We start from the raw sequence: 16,812 nt of genomic DNA on the forward strand, positions 1-16,812 counted from the left end.
GAGACTCCCGTGCGCCCCACCCTGCACCTGCCCTAGGCGTAGGCGAGCAGGAAGTCGACGGTGCCCGTGCCGCCGGGCTGCCCGGGCGGGACGCTCAGGCCCGGTTCGCTGTTGACGACGTAGAACCCGCCGTTGCCGACCAGCCGGGGCGTCACGGCGAGCATCTGCGCCGCCATGGTCGAGCCGGTGGGCCGCACCACGCTGTCGCGCAGGAGGGTGAACAGGTTCTCGTTGAGGTTCGCGACGTGCAGCACGCGGTACGAGCGGGGAGCCGGGGCGCCGGTGTTGGTCAGGCCCCAGATCGGAACGATCTGGGTTCGCCACCGCGACGGGTTGTTGGTGATCGCGCTGTCGTGGTTGTTGAGCTGCGTCTGGATGCCCGAGTGGATCCCGGCCAGGTGGACGTGCAGCTGGTCCTGCTGACGGATCGTCGGGTCGGCCGAGTTGACGCCCAAGCCGACGTGGGGATACAACACATGCCCCGGCTGCCCGGGTTGGGCGTTGAGCCACGCCTCCAACCAGTAGTTCGGCGCGGCGGGGGTCGCGACGAACGGGCACTCGATGCCGCTGACGCGGCAGCTGGGGACGAGGAGGAAGTCGTGGTTCGACCCCGACCCTCCGTTGAGGACGACGTAGGTGGCTGTCGTCCGCAGGCACTGGGGGAACGGCGGGCCGGGTTTGGTGCCCTCGCAGACCTGCACGCGGTCCCACAGGTCGTACCGCCCGCCGGTGTCGCTCGGATAACCGCAGAGGGCGGACGGCGTGGGGCAGGGGGAGGCGCCGGGTTCGCCGGGTGTGGGCGGGGCCGGCTCCCCGCCGTCGGCCAGCGCGCTACCGGCCCCCATCAGGCCCAGCAGCCCCGCCGCGCCGGCGGTTCCGGAGAGCCTGACGAAGTGGCGTCGGTGGAGCTTCCCGCTCAGCGCGTCGCCGCTCATCGCCGCCCTCCTCTCGTCGTGCCAGCACAGCCCGGGCGGGAGGCCACGGAATGCGAATGTGAGCCACGAACGTGATGAGACTAGGACGAAACGGTCAGGAGTCGCGGCGGCGGACCGGCGCGATCCCCTGATCGTGTCGGCCCCGAGCCGAGCGCCGGCCGGCGCCTGCTCACCGGGCGGAGGTCGCGCCCAGGGCCGCGTCGATCAGGGTCTCCGCGGCGGTACGCGCGTGGCCGGCGGCCTCGCTCGTGCCGGCGATGGCGGCGGTGGTCTGCGCGCCCTCGGCGAGGATGGCGAGCTGGGAGGCGAGCGCCGCCGGGCCGCCGGCCTCGGCCACGAGCTCGGCGAGTCGGTCCTGGAACTGGGCCTTGTGCTCGCGGACGAGCTCGGCGATCCGCGGGGTGCTCGCGCCGAGTTCGCCGAACGTGTTGATGAAGACGCAGCCTCGGAAGTCGTCCTCGTCGAACCAGCGGGCGAGCATGTCGTAGACGGCCAGCAGTCGTGCGCGGGGGGTCGTGCCGCTGGCGACCGCCGCCTCGACGAGGCTGTCCCAGGTCTGGCGTCGGCGGTGCAGGACCTCCTCGACGAGGCTCTCCTTGGAGGGGAAGAGTTGGTAGAGGCGCTTGAGGGAGACCCCCGCCTCCGTGCGCAGGGTGTCCATGCCGACCGTCTGGATGCCCCGGCTGTAGTAGAGGCGGTCGGCGACGGCCAGCACCTTCTCGCGTGTCGCGTCGTCTGTCTGTGCCGGCATGGTGCCCTCCTGCTGTCCAAGTCTGGGTGACGACGCTCACGGCGGAGATCCCGCCGGGGGAGTAGCGCTGAGAACGGCCGTTCTCTAGCCTAGACCACAGATCGGAGAACGGCCGTTCTCCGCAGTTTCAGAGGGAGCCGTCATGCCCTACATCACCGTCGGGACCGAGAACAGCACCAGCATCGACCTGTACTACGAGGACCACGGTCAGGGGCAGCCGGTCGTGCTCATCCACGGCTACCCGCTCGACGGTCACTCCTGGGAGAAGCAGAGCGCGGCCCTCCTCGCCGCCGGCTACCGCGTCATCACGTACGACCGGCGGGGTTTCGGCCAGTCCAGCCAGCCGACCGTCGGCTACGACTACGACACCTTCGCGGCGGACCTCAACACGGTGCTCGAGACGCTCGACCTGACCGACGTCGTGCTCGTCGGGTTCAGTATGGGCACCGGCGAGGTGGCCCGCTACCTGGGCCGCTACGGCTCCGCCCGCATCGCCAAGGCGGCGTTCCTGGCCTCGCTGGAGCCGTTCCTGCTCCAGACCGAGGACAACCCGACCGGCGTGCCGCAGGAGGTCTTCGACGGCATTCTCGCCGCGGCCACCGCCGACCGCTACGCGTACTTCACCGACTTCTACCGCAACTTCTACAACACCGACGAGACACTGGGCAGCCGGCTCTCCGAGGAGGCCCTGCGCAACAGCTGGAACGTCGCCGCCGGCGCGTCGTGGTACGCCTCCAGCGCCGTCGTCCCCACCTGGCTCACGGACTTCCGGGGCGACGTCGAGAAGATCGACGTGCCGGCGCTGATCCTGCACGGCACCGCGGACAACATCCTGCCGGTCGACGCCACCGCCCGGGAGTTCCGCAAGCGGCTGCCGGACGCCGACTACGTCGAGATCGCCGGTGCGCCGCACGGTCTGCTCTGGACCCACGCGGCCGAGGTGAACGAGGCCCTGCTGGCGTTCCTCGCCAAGTGACACCGGTCGCCGGAGGTCGAGGTCGTCGGGAGTGCGACATCGACCTCCGGCGGCGCGCAGCGACGAGCGGGATCGACCGCAGCTGTCACAGGACCGTGCGAGGATCGCCGCCGTGACTGGATGGATCTACAACGATCGGCCCGAGGGCGCCCGCTTCCTGACCGATCAGATCGCGGAGCCCGGCCGCACCCGGATCGACGACGAGATCTGGGACTGGGTCGTGCGTGGCGAGGACGACGCCGACGAGTTCGTGGACTACTTCGACGACGACGAGGAGCGTCACGGCGCCACCGACGAGCAGCTGCGGGCGGCGTACGAGCAGGCGACGGCCGCCCGACGGGAGCAGCAGCGTGGGTGGGGCGACGTGCGGAGCAACATCACCGCCGCCTTCGCGGAGCTGACCGAGCTGGGGGTGCTGGCCAGGGAGAACTTCAGCTGCTGTGGCACCTGCGCGGCGGCGGAGATCCACGACGAGCGGGACGGCTCCCGGCACTGGCACGGCTACCTCTGGTACCACCAGCAGGACACCGAGTCGCTGGTCGCGAGCGAGAACGGCGCGGTCTACCTCGGCTACGGCGCCTACCCGCCCGCCGACTTCGACGAGGCCGCCTACGACGCCCTGCCCGAGGCCGAGCAGCAGGCCCGTTACCAGGCCGACCTGGAACGGCTGTTGGACGAGACGGTCTTCCCGGTCCTGCGCCGGCACGGCATGCGGGTCCAGTGGAACCGCAAGCAGTCAAAGCGGATCCTCGTCACCGGCGCCCAGTGGTACGCGCCCCTGCCCTGACCGTCGCGCTCAGCGGCGATCCGGGCGGGGCGGCGCGGTGGTGCCGTCGAGAGTGTGGGTGCAGGGCAGCAGGATCTGCCGCTCGTAGTCGCCGTGCGGATCGGCGAGCAGGGCGCTCAGCAGTCGCACCGCCCGGCGGCCCATCGCGTTGCGCGGCGTGTGCAGTGCCGCCCACGGCCGCCCGCCGGCGTCGTCGGACGGGTCGTCGACCAGCAGCACGACGGAGAGATCCTCCGGGATGGTGAGCCCACGCAGCGCGATCATCGCGGCGAGCACCCGCAACAGGCTGACCGACTCGACGAGCACGGCGGTCGTGCCGGCGGCGAGCGCGCCGTCGAGCCACTGCGCGGTCAACGCCTCCGGCCGGTCGAAGGCCGGCACCGGGACGGGCAGGCCGAAGCGTTCCAGCGCCGCGGCGAAGCCCTCCCAGCGGTCCACCTGGGGCTCGTACCGAACGGCCTCGCCGAGGTAGGCGAAACTGCGATGGCCGGCGGCGACCAGCTCGTCCACCATCCGACCGGTGGCTGCACGGTAGTCGCCGCCCACGTAGCAGATCTCCGCGTCCGGCACCTCGCGGTGGCCGATGTAGACGAACGGGTAGCCGTCGGCCGCGAGCCGGGCCAGGTCGTCGCGGTGGGCGTGGTGACCGAGCAGCAGGCTGCCGGCGGCCTGCCGCAGCCCGTTGACCCCGCCCCGGTAGATCCGCCGGACGCCGGCCTCGTCCTCGGCCGCGGTGAAGAGGACCAGGTTGCACCCGTCGGTCGCGGCCTGCTCCTCGATGCCCTGGAGGAACTCGAAGTAGTAGTCCCGGGCACTGGTCGGGAAGATCGGCTCGAAGGTGTGCACGCCGAGCAGCAGCGGGGTCTGGCGGCTGCCGGTCGGGGGCCGCTGCGGCCCGCTCGGGGTGTAGCGCAGCCGGCGGGCCGCGCTGAGCACCCGGCGCTGGGTCTCCACGGAGATCCGGCCGAGGTCACCTCCGCCGTTGAGCACCATCGAGACGGTGGACTGGGAGACCCCGGCCTCGCGGGCGACGTCCGCCTGGCGCGAGCCGCGGCTGCGTGGCTTCGTCACGCGTCAACCTCCTTCAGACAGACGGTGGCCAGGTCAGGATCGCACCCGATCGAAGCAGATCCTTCCGTAGCGCCTCGTAGTCGACCTCCTGCACCGCGACCTTGTCCGCGATGGACAGCGCGGCGGCGGCGCCCACCGCCTCGCCCACCATCATCAGCACCGGTTCCATCCGCACCGAGGCGAACGCGACGTGCGAGGCCGAGATGGCCGAGGCGACGAGCAGGTTCGCGCACTCGGCGGCGCGGGGCACGACCGAGCGGTACGGGATGCCCAACGGCACGGTCAGCGGGTGCTGCACGTTTCCCTCGTTGCGGGGGTGCCCGTCGACGAGCACCCGTCTGGTGTTGTGGGAGTCCATCACGTACGACGCCAGGGCGATCGGGTCGGCGGCGCGCGTTCGGCCCGTGCCGTCGTGCTGGGTGATGACGTAGTCGGCGATCATCCGTCTGGCCTCCCGGATGTACAGCTGGTGCGGCCAGTGCGCGGTGTCGGTGAACTCGGTCGGGGCCAGGCCGTACTCGCGGGTGGCGTCCCGCACCGCCGTCGGGAGCCGGGGATCGTTGGCCAGGAAGAACAGCAGGCCGGCCTGGTAGCGGACGTGGTCCTGGAAGATCTCCTCGCGTCGTGCGTGGTCGGCCTCGGGCCAGTCGTAGTTCGCCCCGATGTGGTCGGAGGAGAACGCGCCGTGGTTGTTCATGTCGAACACGTCGCCCCGGACGCGGGTGGTCCGCCCGTACAGCTCGAAGACGCCGGCGTCGATGTAGCGGCGGAGCAGTTCGTAGCGGCCGGGGTCGTAGCCCTCGGGGCGGGGGAAGGGGATCCGCCGGGGCGAGGTGGTCACGTGCAGGCGGAAGTTGTACGCCTGCACCCGTCGATCGCCGTCGCCGACGGTGCCGTACGCGTCGGCGGAGATGCCGGGGAGTAGTCCGCTCTCCGGGCGTCCCGGCAGGACGTACGGGTCCACTGGCCGTTCGAACTGGTGGTTCACGCTGTGTTGCACGCCGGCGAGTGGTTCGCCGTAGGTCGCGGACGCCTCGCGCCCGACGGTGTAGCGGACGCCCGCCCCGGCCATCAGGTCGCCCTCGTAGGAGGCGTCGACGTAGACGGCCGCCCGGTAGCGGTTGCCGTCGTCGGTACCGAGCTCGACGATCCGGCCGGACTCGCGGCGTACGGAGGTGAGCCGCTGACGTCGGTGCACGCGCACGCCGACGGCGGTCAACCAGCCGTCGAAGATCTCCTCGGCGATCCGCGCCTCGACGTCCCAGTGCGGGGGCGGTGCCTGGTAGACGGCGGCGACGCGGTCGTAGAAGCGGCGGGCCAGGCCGCCGACGGTGGCAGCCCGGCCCACGTCGGTGGTGCCGAGGCCGGACGCGGTCATGCCACCGAGGTGGTCGCCGTAGGCGAGCAGCACCACGTTCAGCCCGGCGCGGGCGGCGCGTACGGCGGCGGTCACGCCACCGGAGGTGGCCCCGTAGACGACGACGTCCGCCTCCCGTACCTGCGGCGCGGCGGCCTCCGACGGGGCGGGCAGGTAGTGGTGCAGGCCGGGGAGCGCGGGTGCGGTTGTCATGGCTTCTGGTTCTAGCATCGGCGTACGCCGCTGTATAGGTGCTGATATTTGCTAATGAGACTTTGCCGATGACTTCGCTAAAGATTGCCGTAACGGTCGTCTTGACACCGCGCTGACGGACGGATGTAACGTAGCCGCAATCCACAGTCGAGTGGTTGCCGCAAATATATTAGCAATCCATGGAGTGATGGGTGGCGATGGGCGTGCACAGGTTTTCCCGGGAGTTGAGCACCGATCTGCTCGTGGTCGGCGGTGGTCTCGGTGGGGTCGCCGCCGCGTTGACCGCCGCCCGGCTCGGCCGGCGGGTCGTCCTCACCGAGGAGACGAACTGGCTCGGCGGGCAGCTCACCGCCCAGGCCGTCCCCTCCGACGAGCACCCGTGGATCGAGACCGAGCACATCTCGCCCGGCTACCGCGAGCTGCGCGGCCGGATCCGGGACTACTACCGGCGCAACTACCCGCTGCGCGACGCCGCCGCCGCGGACCCCACCCTCAACCCCGGACTGGGCAACGTCAGCCGACTCTGCCACGAGCCGCGCGTCGGCGTCGCCGTCCTCGACGAGATGCTCATGCGCTACGTCTCCGCCGGCCGCGTCACCGTGCTGCACCACCACGTGCCGGTCGCGGCGGCAACCGACGGCGACCGGATCACCGCGGTCACCCTGGAGAACCGGCGCGACGGCGGGCAGCTCACCGTCACCGCGGCGCTGGTCGCCGACGCCACCGAACTCGGCGACCTGCTCGACCTGGCCGGCGTCGAACACGTCGTCGGAGCCGAGTCCCAGGACGAGACCGGCGAACGGTACGCCGCACCCGTCGCCGACCCGACCGACCAGCAGGCGATCACCTGGTGCTTTCCCCTCGAATACCGGCCCGGCGAGGAGCACGTGGTGGACCGGCCCGCGTCGTACGACCACTGGAAGACCCACGTCGACCCGTTCTGGCCCGGGCCGCAGCTCTCCTGGGAGAAGATCGACATCCACACGATGTCGGGCAAGGTGAACCGCATCTTCGAGGGCGACCTGGACGCCGTGCGCCTCCCGGACCTGTGGCACTTCCGCCGCATCCGCGCCCGCACCCAGTTCCAGCCGGACCTGGTCGACACCGACATCACCCTGGTCAACTGGCCCAACATCGACTACTGGGAGGCGCCGCTCGTCGGGCCGGACATCGACGAGACCGCCCGCCAGCGCGCGCTGCGCCGCTGCAAGGAGCTGTCCCTGTCGTACCTGCACTGGATGCAGACCGAGGCGCCCCGTCCCGACGGCGGCCACGGCTACCCGGGCCTGCGGCTACGCCCCGACCTCACCGACACCGACGACGGCCTCGCCAAGTCCGTCTACGTCCGCGAGTCACGGCGCATCCGCGCCCGCTTCACCGTGCTGGAGCACCACGTCGCCGTCACCGACCGCCCGGAGGGCGCCGGCTCGGAGATCTTCGACGACGCCGTCGGCGTCGGGCACTACAACATCGACCTGCACCCGAGCACCGCCGGCATCAACTACGTCAACCTCGAGTGCTATCCCTTCCAGATCCCGCTCGGCGCCCTGATTCCCGTGCGGATGCGCAACCTGCTACCGGCCAACAAGAACATCGGCACCACCCACATCACCAACGGCTGCTACCGGCTGCACCCCGTCGAGTGGAGCATCGGGGAAGCTGTCGGCGCCCTCGCCGCCTACTGCCTCGACGGCGGGCACGAACCGGCGGCCGTCGCCGACTCCACGACCCTGACCGCCGACTACCAACGGCTGCTCGGCGGAACCCTCGGCATCCCGCTCGCCTGGCCCGACCAGATCCGCCGCACCCGACCGTCGCAGGCCGCGAAGGGCGCCACCCCGCTGCTCGCCCCACCACTGCCGCGCACCCCGCGCCCGCAGATCGCCCGCCCGGCCTGACCGCAGGAGGACACGACCGATGGCAGCACCCCACGCCGGCCACGACCCGGCCGACGACCCCACCGGCCGCTACGACGTCGTCATCTACGGCGCCACGCTCGCCGGCATCATGGCCGCGCTGCGCCTGCGGCTACGCGGCCTGCGCAGCCTCATCCTGGAACCGACCGGACACGTCGGCGGCATCGTGGCCGGCGGCCTGGTCAAGTCCGACGGTCCCAACATCGACGCCGCCCACGCCGGGCTGACCCGCAGCCGCTTCTTCGGCGGCATCGCCGCCGAGTACGGCGCCGCCGACGCCCCCTCCCAGGTGGACGGCGCGCAGTACCGCTTCGAACCGAAGGTCGCCGAGCGCGTCGCCGCCCGGCTCATCGCGGAGGCCGGCGCGACCGTCCTGGTCAACCAGCGCATCCACGGCCCCGCCGACGTCGACGTCACCGGCCGGCGCATCACCGCGGTACGCACCGCGGACGGCTGGCAACGGGCCCGGTTCTTCATCGACGCCTCCTACGAGGGTGACCTGATGGCCGCCGCCGGCGTACCCTACGTCGTCGGCCGGGAGCCCGCCGACCGCTACGACGAGCCGTACGCCGGCTTCCAACCGGTCCAGGCCTACCGGCGCGGGCCGTTCCGGCCGAACACCCTCTACCCGGTCGGACCGACGCCTGGGTCGGCGGCGGGCGAGGGCGACGACAAGGTCCAGGCGTACAACTTCCGTGGCGTGCTCAGCCGCGACGCGGACCGGATTCCCTTCCCCAAACCGGACGACTACGACCCGAAGCGCTACCTCTACCTGCGACAACTGCTGGCGCAGCGGGACATCCCCGGGCTCTCCTCGATCGTCACCCACACCGCCCTGCTGCCCAACGGCAAGTACCAGACCAACCAGGCCCTGTTCATCGGCTTCGACCTGCCCGGCGCCTCCTGGGCCTACCCCGACGGCACCTGGCGGCGCCGCGAGGAGGTCATCGCCGAGCACGTCCGCTGGCACCAGGGAATGCTCTACTGGCTGGCCAACGACCCGTCGCTGCCGCAGAGCTTCCGCGCCGACGCCCGGACCTTCGGCCTGCCGCCCGACGAGTTCGTCGACAGCCCGCACGGGACCGGATTCCCGCACGCCCTCTACATCCGCGAGGGCCGCCGGATGATCGGTGCGAAGGTGCTGACCCAGCACGACCTGCGCAAGCCGAACAACACCACCGCCACCCCGGTCTGCTGTTGGAAGTACGGCATGGACTGCCACGTCGTGCAGTACTACGCCGAGGGGGACGACACGATCGTCGGCGAGGGCACGCTCAGCGGCACCGAGAAGAACCCCCCGGTCGACCTCTACCAGATCCCCGCCGAGTGTCTCTTCCCCGCGGCGGGCGGCATCGAGAACATCACCGTGCCGCTCTGCTTCTCGGCCAGCCACGTCGGCTACTCCTCGCCCCGGATGGAGCCCAACTACGGCATGCTCGGCGAGGCGTGCGGCGAACTCGCCGCCCAGTCCATCCGGACCGGCCAGCCCGTCCAGGACTACCGCTATCCCGAGCTCGCGGCCGCGCTGACCGAACACGGCAGCGTGCTCGACCTGCCCGAGCTGCGGTAGGGGAGACGTCGTGGCCGCCCCCACCACGCCCTCGACCACCCGCGACCCGGTGACGCTCGCCGCGCCCGGCGTCGACCTTCCCCCCTTCCAACCCGGGCCGCTCGACGCGGCCACCGGCTGGCAGCCGCACCGGGTCGAGCTGCCGCTGCGTATCCCGCCCGGCGACCCGCCGGCCGCCGGATGGGTGCTGCGCCTCGAATTCGCCGCCGGCCACGGGCCCTGCCCCGACCTGGAGGTCGACGTCGACGGCGTACACCGGGGTCTGTTCCACCCCCGCGTCCGGCGGGTCGACCGTGCCGAGACCTACCGGCACGGGCCGATCGCCGGGGACGTCACCCTCGACGTGCCGCTGCCGGCGGCCTGGCTCGGCCCCGGTGAGCACACCATCGCCCTCACGACCACCCTCGACGTGGCGGCGGCGACCGGCCCGGTGCCCGCCGAACCGGCCGACGGGCCCCGCCGCCACCGCGAACAGTTCGGCAGTCACTTCGGCAGCGGCATCACCTGGCACCGGCTCACCCTGCACCCGGCCACCGACACGGCGCCCACCCAGCCGACGGTCGAGCTCGTCGCCACCCCGCTGTTCCTGCCCGCCGGCGAGGGCCTGCACGAGTTGCTGGAGCTCACCGTGTCGGTGCCCCCGGGCTCCCGGTGGCCCCTCCGGGCCGAGGTACGCCTCGACGACGACCGGCACCTGCTCGACCTGCACCGGCCCGGTCGTACCTTCGGCGAGGTCCGCGTACGGTTCCCGGTGCCGGAACCGATCGCCGGCACCATCGCCGAGGTCAGCGTCGACGGCGGCGCGCCCAGCGCCACCGAGCTGCACCCACCCCGCAAGTGGACGCTGCACCTGATCCCGCACGTGCACCTCGACGTCGGCTACACCGATGTGCAGGGCAAGGTGCTGGAGCTGCACAGCCGCAACCTGGACCGGGCCCTGGACCAGCTCGACCGCGACCCCACCTTCGGCTTCACCGTCGACGGCTCGCTGGTGGTCGCCGAGTACCTGGCCACCCGCTCCACCGAGCGGGCCGACCGGGTGCTTGCCGCGCTGCGCTCCGGACGGCTGGCCGTGAACGCCTTCCACAGCCTCTTCCTCTCCGGCGTCGCCAGTCTCGAGGAGACGTACCGGGCGGCCTACCTGGCCGCGCGCCTACGCACCGAGCACGGCGTCCCGATCGGCTTCGCCAACCTGACCGACGTGCCCTCGTACAGCTCGGCGCTGCCGTCGATGCTGCGCGCACTCGGCCTGTCGGCGTTCGTCGGGATCGAGAACCACCACCGCGGCGGCAACGCCGACAGCGACGCGCAGCACCTGGCCAGCCCGGTGATGTGGGAGGGCATCGGCGGCGACCGGGTCCTGGCCCACTTCTCCGACCAGTACTCCCAACTGCGGTTCCTGGCCGGCGACCCCCAGACGCTCGCCGGCGGCGCCCACGCGTTCTGCCGACTGCTCGCCCGCTACGAGCGCCCCGACTACCTGCCCACCGACCTCCCCGTGATCGGCACGCACGCCGACAACGAGGACCTCGCCGACGGCGACGCCGGCTTCGCCGCCCGGTGGAACGCCGTCTACGCGTACCCGCGGATCCGCGTCTCCACCCTGGCCGACTACCTGGCGGCCGTCCGGCCCCTGGCCGACCGGCTGCCGGTCTGGCGGGGCGACGGCGGCAGCTACTGGGAGGACGGCGTCGGCACCGGCGCCACCGTCACCGCCGAGCACCGGCGGGTGCAGGCCGCCCTGCCGGCCGCCGAAGGCCTCGCGGCGCTGGTCGCCCTGGCCGATCCCCGCTACCGGGCCCGCCGTGCCGCGCTGGACGCGGCCTGGGACGGCGCGCTTTTCGGCTGCGAGCACACCTGGACCTGGGCGCACGGCACCGCGCACCCGCACGGCGATCAGGTCGAGGACCAGCTCGACTGGAAGCGACACCAGGTGCACACCGCGTTGCGGACCGCGCTGGACGAGAGCCGCCGCGCGCTCAGTCAACTCGGCGAGCTGGTGCACACCCAGGGCCCGACCCTGCTCACGCACAACCCGCTGGTCTGGCCGCGTGACATCGAGGTCGAGGTCGAGGCGCTGCCGGGCACGCCGTTCCTCCTCGACGGCGAACCGCTGCCCACCGAGGTGCTCAGCGAGTGCAACGGCTTCCAGACGCTGCGACTCACGGTGCCGGACGTGCCCGGCTTCGGCTACCGCGCGCTGCCCGTCGGCGCCGCCCGCACCCTCACCCCCGGCGAGGAGGACGGCGCCGCCGCCGCAACCGGCGACGCCGCCGCAACCGGCGACGCCGGCGGAACCCGGTGGCGAGCCGTGCCGACCACCCTGGAGTGTGCCCGCTGGTTGGTGGCCTTCGACCCCACCAGCGGCGCGGTGACCGGGCTGCGACACCGACCGACCGGCCGGGACCTGCTCGACCCGTCCGCTCCCTGGCGGCTCGGCGAGGTCCTCTACGTCAGCAACGGCCCCGACGCGCTGACCAGGGGAGAGCACCTCGAACACTCCGGTGTGCCGCACACCCACCCGCCCGCCCCCCGCAGCACGCTGCTCGGGCGCCGACTCGGGCCGGCCGCCGGCCAGGTAGAGGTGGACCCGCCGGACCTGACCGTCACCCCCGCGCGTATGCGTCCGATCGGCGTGCGCCGCACGTACGACGGCTGGCGGCTGCGCGCCGTCGGCACCGCCCCCAGCCTGCCCCGGGTGGAGGTCGACATCCTGCTGCGCGACCACACCGACCGGGTGGACGTGCTGGTGCGACTGACCAAGGAGCGCGTCCTGGCCAAAGAGTCGGTCTACGTGGCGTTTCCCTTCGCCGCCGACCGGCCCGTGCTGCGCTACGACCGGCAGCAGGGCTGGGTCGACCCCGCCACCGACCACGCGCCCGGTGCCTGCCACGACTGGTTCACCACCCAGCACGGGGTGGTCGTCGAGACCGCCCCGGGCGGCCCGGCCGTCGCCTGGACCACCGCCGACGCGCCCCTGTTCACCGTGGGCGACATCGTGCGTGGAACCTGGGCGGAGACGTTCACGCCGGGCAGTGGCGCCCTCTACTCGTGGGTGCTCAACAACTACTGGCCCACCAACACCCCACCCGAGCAGGACGGGGACCTGACCCTCCGGTACGCCTTCACCCCCCTGGCGGAGTTCGACCCGGTGCGGGCGAGTCGGTTCGGCCGGGAGGTCCGGGCCGCGGCGACGGTCTCCGAGGTGACCCGGCTGGACAAGTTCGACACCGACCCGCGGCCCCTGCCCGCCACGGCGGCCACCCTGCTCGACCTGGACCTGCCGGACCACGTCCACGCCACCGTCGCCACCGCCCGTGACGGCGGATTGCTGCTGCGCCTCCAAGACCTCTCCGGCCGGTCGTCCCGGCTGCGGCCGCGCCATCCGGCGGGCAACGCCGGCCACGCGGTGCGCTGTCACGCCGACGAGCGGGAGATCGAGCGGCTCACTCCCGACCAGGACGGTCGACTGAGCGTGGAGCTGGCGCCGTGGCAGGTCCTCTCGCTCATCCTGCACGTCCCGCACCCCACCGCGACACCCTGATTGGAGAGTCGGCCATGCGTGACCCGAACCTGAGCAGACGCCGTTTCCTGACGCTGACCGGAGGCGCCGCCCTCGCCGCCGGTGCCGGCGGCCTGTTGGCGGGATGCGGCTCGACCGAGGTGGCCGGGCCGAAGGGCCCGGCCACCGCGAAGCTTCCCGACTACATCCCGTCCCAGCTGGTCAAGCCTGACCTGCCGGCGTCCGCCGACGGCCTGATGGCCGGCTACTACCAGTACCCGCGCCGGCTCGTCGACGCTTACCGGGCCAAGCCCGGCGCGGGCGCCGGCAACGTCAGCATCCTCACCAACATGTTCAACCCGGTGCCGCCCGCGGCCGGCAGCAACGCGTTCTGGCAGGAGCTGAACACCCGCGTCGGCGCCACCCTCGACATCACCATGACGCCCTCCGCCGACTACCTCAACAAGCTCTCCACCGTCATCGCCGGCGGCGACCTGCCCGACATGATGTTGATCTCGGCCCGGTTGACCCGGCGGGCGGACGTGCTGACCCGACTCTGCGCGGACCTCAGCGACCTGGTCTCCGGCAGCGCCATCAAGGACTTCCCGTCACTGGCCAACATCCCGACCGACTCCTGGCAGGCCACCGCCTTCAGCTCCGGCGTCTACGCCATCCCGATCCCCCGAGCGGTCGTCGGGACCATCCCGTTCTCCCGCGTGGACCTCATCCGGCAGCGGGGCCTGAACCCGGAACCCGGCAACTACCAGGACTTCCTCCAACTGGCCCGAGGGCTGACCGACCCCCGTGCGAACCGCTGGGCGTTCGGCAATCCCAAACGGGTCATCGAGTTCGTCGGCAACATGCTGGGCGTGCCCAACCTCTGGCAGGAGCAGGGCGGCAAGTTCGTCTCCGAGTTCGAGACCGAGCAGCGCAAGCAGGCCATCGCCCGGGCCACCGAGATGTACAAGGAGGGCCTGTTCCACCCGGACTCGGTCGGCGGCAAGCTGAACCTGCGCGAGCTGTTCGGCAAGGGCACCGTCGCGATCATCGCCGAGGGCTACGCCGCCTGGGACACCCTCGCCACGACCTACTCGGTGGAGGTCGGTGGGATGGTTGCGCCCGGCTACGACGGCGGCGCCGGAACGAGCCGCGCCGGCACGGCCATCTTCGCGCTGACCGCGTTCAAGAAGACCAACGCCGACCGGTTGCGGCAGCTGCTGGGCATCTGCGACTGGCTCGCGGCGCCGATCGGCACCAGCGAGTACATGTTCCGCCGCTTCGGCGTCGAGGGCCAGCACTACACCTGGCAGGGCGACGTCCCGGTGCGGACCGGCCTCGGCAACACCGAGGTGAAGCTTCCGCTGGAGTACATCGCCGAGGCGCCGCACGTGCTCGGGCCCGGCGACCGGTCCCGCGTGGATGCCCAGCGGGCCTACCAGGAGAAGGTCGTCCCGCGGATCGTCCGCAACCCGGCCGAGTCGCTCTACTCGGACGTCGCCCTCGACAAGGCCGGCGAACTCAGCAAGATCATCGACAACGCCGAGCTGGACATCGTCTCCGGCCGCAAGCCGCTCGACCACTGGGACGAGGCGGTGACGGCGTGGCGCCGCGCCGGCGGTGACCAGATGCGCGCCGACTACGAGGCGGCCCGGGCCAAGCAGGGGTGACCCCCGGCGTACGCCGGGGTCGTCGACGAGGAACGGAGGAACGAGGATGGCTTCCAGTGTGGTGCCCGGGCGCCCGACGGCTGGCCCGCACGCCCCGGCCGGCGGGTCCGGGCCCGACCGCCCGACGGAGGGCCCGGGCACCACCGACACGCCTCCGCCGCCGACCCGCGCGGTACCGGCCCGTCGGCTCTCCGGCTGGCAGCGGTTCAAACGGGATCGCTTCCTGCTCCTGCTCGGGCTGCCCGGGGTGCTCCTGGTCCTGCTGTTCCAGTACGTCCCGCTGCTCGGCAACGTGATCGCCTTCAAGGACTACCAGCCCTACCTGACGATCGGCGAAGCACCCTGGGTCGGCTTCGACAACTTCTCCGTCATCGTCAACGGCGATCCCGCGTTCCTCAACGCGCTCACGAACACCCTGGTCATCTCGCTGTTGCAGATCACCCTCGTCTTCCCGGTGCCGATCGCCCTCGCCCTGCTGCTGAACAGCCTGCTCAGCGAACGGATCAAGCGGGTCGTGCAGTCGATCCTCTACCTGCCGCACTTCATGTCGTGGGTGATCGTGGTGGCGCTGTTCCAGCACATGCTCGGCAACGCGGGCCTCTACAACACCTGGGCCCGCATGCACGACCTGCCGCTCATCAAGGTCATCGGCGACCCGGACCTGTTCCTCGCGCTGATCACCTCCCAGGTGATCTGGAAGGACGCCGGCTGGGGGACCATCATCTTCCTCGCCGCGATCTCCCGGGTCGACCTCGAGCTCTTCGAGGCCGTCGCCGTCGACGGCGGCGGCCGGCTGCGCCAACTCTGGCACGTCACCCTGCCGGCCATCCGGCCGGTCATCATCCTGCTGTTCATCCTCAAGCTCGGCGACGTGCTCTCGGTCGGCTTCGAGCAGATCTTCCTGCAGCAGGGGCCGGTCGGGCTGGAGGCGTCCGAGGTGCTGGACACCTACGTCTACAACTACGGGATCGTCGGCGGCAACTGGGGCACCTCGGCGGCCGTCGGCCTGGTCAAGGGCCTGGTCGGGGCGATCCTCGTGCTCGGCGCGAACAAGGTCGCGCACCTGTTCGGGGAGAGGGGCCTGTACGCGAAATGGTGACCTCGACGAAACACCGTCCCAGCCCGCCGGGGCCGCGCGCAGTCCGGGCCGGCCGACCCCGGTCGATCAACGGCGCCGCCCCGCCGAACCTGGCCGTCCGCGGTCTCAAGGGTGTGGTCCTGCTGATCAGCTGCGCGCTGGTGGTCGCGCCGTTCCTGGCGGTCATCTCGACCTCCCTCGCCGACCAGGAGCAGATCACCTCCGCCGGCGGCTACGTCCTCTGGCCGGAGAACCCCTCCCTCGACGCCTACCGGGCCATCTTCAGCGGTGGCGTCGTCACCCGGGCCACCCTCGTCTCCATCGGGGTCACCCTCGTCGGCTCCGGCCTCTCGGTCCTGGTGGTCGCCTTCCTGGCCTACTCACTGTCCCGCCCGGGCAGCTGGGGCCACCGGCCGATCCTGCTCCTGGTGCTCTTCACCATGCTCTTCAACGCCGGCATGATCCCCAACTACCTGCTCATCAAGCAGTTGGGCCTGATCGACTCGTACTGGTCGCTGATCCTGCCGACCCTGGTCTCGGCGTTCCAGGTCGTGATCGTGCGCGCCTTCTTCCTGGAGGTGCCGCAGGAGATCATCGACGCCGCCCGGATCGACGGCGCCAGCGAGCTGCAGATCCTCGTCCGCATCATGATGCCGCTCTCCCGCGCGGTGCTCGCGGTCGTGGCGCTCTTCAACGCGGTCAGCTACTGGAGCGCCTTCTTCAACGCCGTCCTCTACATCAACTCGACGGAGAAGTGGCCCCTGCAGCTCGTGCTGCGCACGTACGTCGTCGACAACACCTCGATCGGGGCCGACCTGCCCGGCGAGGTCGTACCGCCCCAGCAGTCCCTGCAGATGGCCATCCTCGTCGTCTCCCTCATCCCGATCTGCCTCGTCTACCCGTTCCTGCAGAAGCACTTCGCCAAGGGCGTCGTCATCGGAGCGGTCAAGGGCTGACACCGCGCGGCCCCCGCCGCATCGCGATCGCCG

The 16,812-nt window shown here is 71.5% G+C and carries 12 protein-coding genes; 8 read left to right on the top strand and 4 right to left on the bottom strand.

Annotation, left to right across the window (positions count from 1 at the left end):
• Positions 1-32: 32 nt before the first annotated feature.
• The gene (locus GA0070620_RS03380) at positions 33-935 is read right to left on the bottom strand and encodes a CDP-diacylglycerol diphosphatase (protein WP_091588493.1); all 903 of its coding nucleotides are present in this window, start codon (positions 933-935) and stop codon (positions 33-35) included.
• Positions 936-1,104: 169 nt separating this feature from the next.
• The gene (locus GA0070620_RS03385; RefSeq protein WP_091588496.1) at positions 1,105-1,686 is read right to left on the bottom strand and encodes a TetR/AcrR family transcriptional regulator; all 582 of its coding nucleotides are present in this window, start codon (positions 1,684-1,686) and stop codon (positions 1,105-1,107) included.
• A 142-nt stretch (positions 1,687-1,828) separates the two neighbouring features.
• Between GA0070620_RS03385 and GA0070620_RS03390 the strand changes: the two genes are divergently transcribed.
• Positions 1,829-2,662, top strand: coding sequence for an alpha/beta fold hydrolase (locus GA0070620_RS03390; protein ID WP_091588498.1), 834 nt, complete (start codon positions 1,829-1,831; stop codon positions 2,660-2,662).
• 112 nt (positions 2,663-2,774) lie between these two features.
• Complete coding sequence (locus GA0070620_RS03395; RefSeq protein WP_091588501.1) at positions 2,775-3,449, top strand: DUF6891 domain-containing protein; 675 nt, start codon at positions 2,775-2,777, stop codon at positions 3,447-3,449.
• Positions 3,450-3,458: 9 nt separating this feature from the next.
• Here the strand turns inward: GA0070620_RS03395 and GA0070620_RS03400 are convergent, their stop codons facing one another.
• The gene (locus GA0070620_RS03400) at positions 3,459-4,520 is read right to left on the bottom strand and encodes a LacI family DNA-binding transcriptional regulator (RefSeq protein ID WP_091588504.1); all 1,062 of its coding nucleotides are present in this window, start codon (positions 4,518-4,520) and stop codon (positions 3,459-3,461) included.
• A gap of 13 nt (positions 4,521-4,533) precedes the next feature.
• On the bottom strand, positions 4,534-6,090 hold the full coding sequence (locus GA0070620_RS03405) for an FAD-dependent oxidoreductase (protein WP_091588506.1): 1,557 nt from the start codon (positions 6,088-6,090) through the stop codon (positions 4,534-4,536).
• A gap of 203 nt (positions 6,091-6,293) precedes the next feature.
• Between GA0070620_RS03405 and GA0070620_RS03410 the strand changes: the two genes are divergently transcribed.
• The 6 genes from GA0070620_RS03410 (at position 6,294) to GA0070620_RS03435 (ending at position 16,779) form a co-directional block, all read left to right on the top strand.
• Positions 6,294-7,988 carry an FAD-dependent oxidoreductase gene (locus GA0070620_RS03410; protein ID WP_231922199.1) on the top strand — a complete coding sequence of 565 codons (1,695 nt, stop codon included), beginning with the start codon at positions 6,294-6,296 and terminating at the stop codon, positions 7,986-7,988.
• Positions 7,989-8,007: 19 nt separating this feature from the next.
• A complete protein-coding gene (locus GA0070620_RS03415; RefSeq protein WP_091588512.1) occupies positions 8,008-9,576 on the top strand; it encodes an FAD-dependent oxidoreductase in 1,569 nt (522 codons plus the stop codon).
• 10 nt (positions 9,577-9,586) lie between these two features.
• Positions 9,587-13,120 (top strand): glycoside hydrolase family 38 N-terminal domain-containing protein, encoded by a 3,534-nt coding sequence (locus GA0070620_RS03420; RefSeq protein WP_091588515.1) that lies wholly within the window; start codon positions 9,587-9,589, stop codon positions 13,118-13,120.
• Positions 13,121-13,134: 14 nt separating this feature from the next.
• Positions 13,135-14,745, top strand: a complete 1,611-nt coding sequence (locus GA0070620_RS03425) for an extracellular solute-binding protein (RefSeq protein WP_091588517.1) — start codon at positions 13,135-13,137, stop codon at positions 14,743-14,745.
• A gap of 46 nt (positions 14,746-14,791) precedes the next feature.
• On the top strand, positions 14,792-15,844 hold the full coding sequence (locus GA0070620_RS03430; protein WP_091588520.1) for an ABC transporter permease: 1,053 nt from the start codon (positions 14,792-14,794) through the stop codon (positions 15,842-15,844).
• 113 nt (positions 15,845-15,957) lie between these two features.
• On the top strand, positions 15,958-16,779 hold the full coding sequence (locus GA0070620_RS03435) for a carbohydrate ABC transporter permease (protein ID WP_231922200.1): 822 nt from the start codon (positions 15,958-15,960) through the stop codon (positions 16,777-16,779).
• Positions 16,780-16,812: the final 33 nt, after the last annotated feature.

The sequence above is a fragment of the Micromonospora krabiensis genome, from assembly GCF_900091425.1.
In the GTDB taxonomy this organism is placed as follows: domain Bacteria; phylum Actinomycetota; class Actinomycetes; order Mycobacteriales; family Micromonosporaceae; genus Micromonospora; species Micromonospora krabiensis.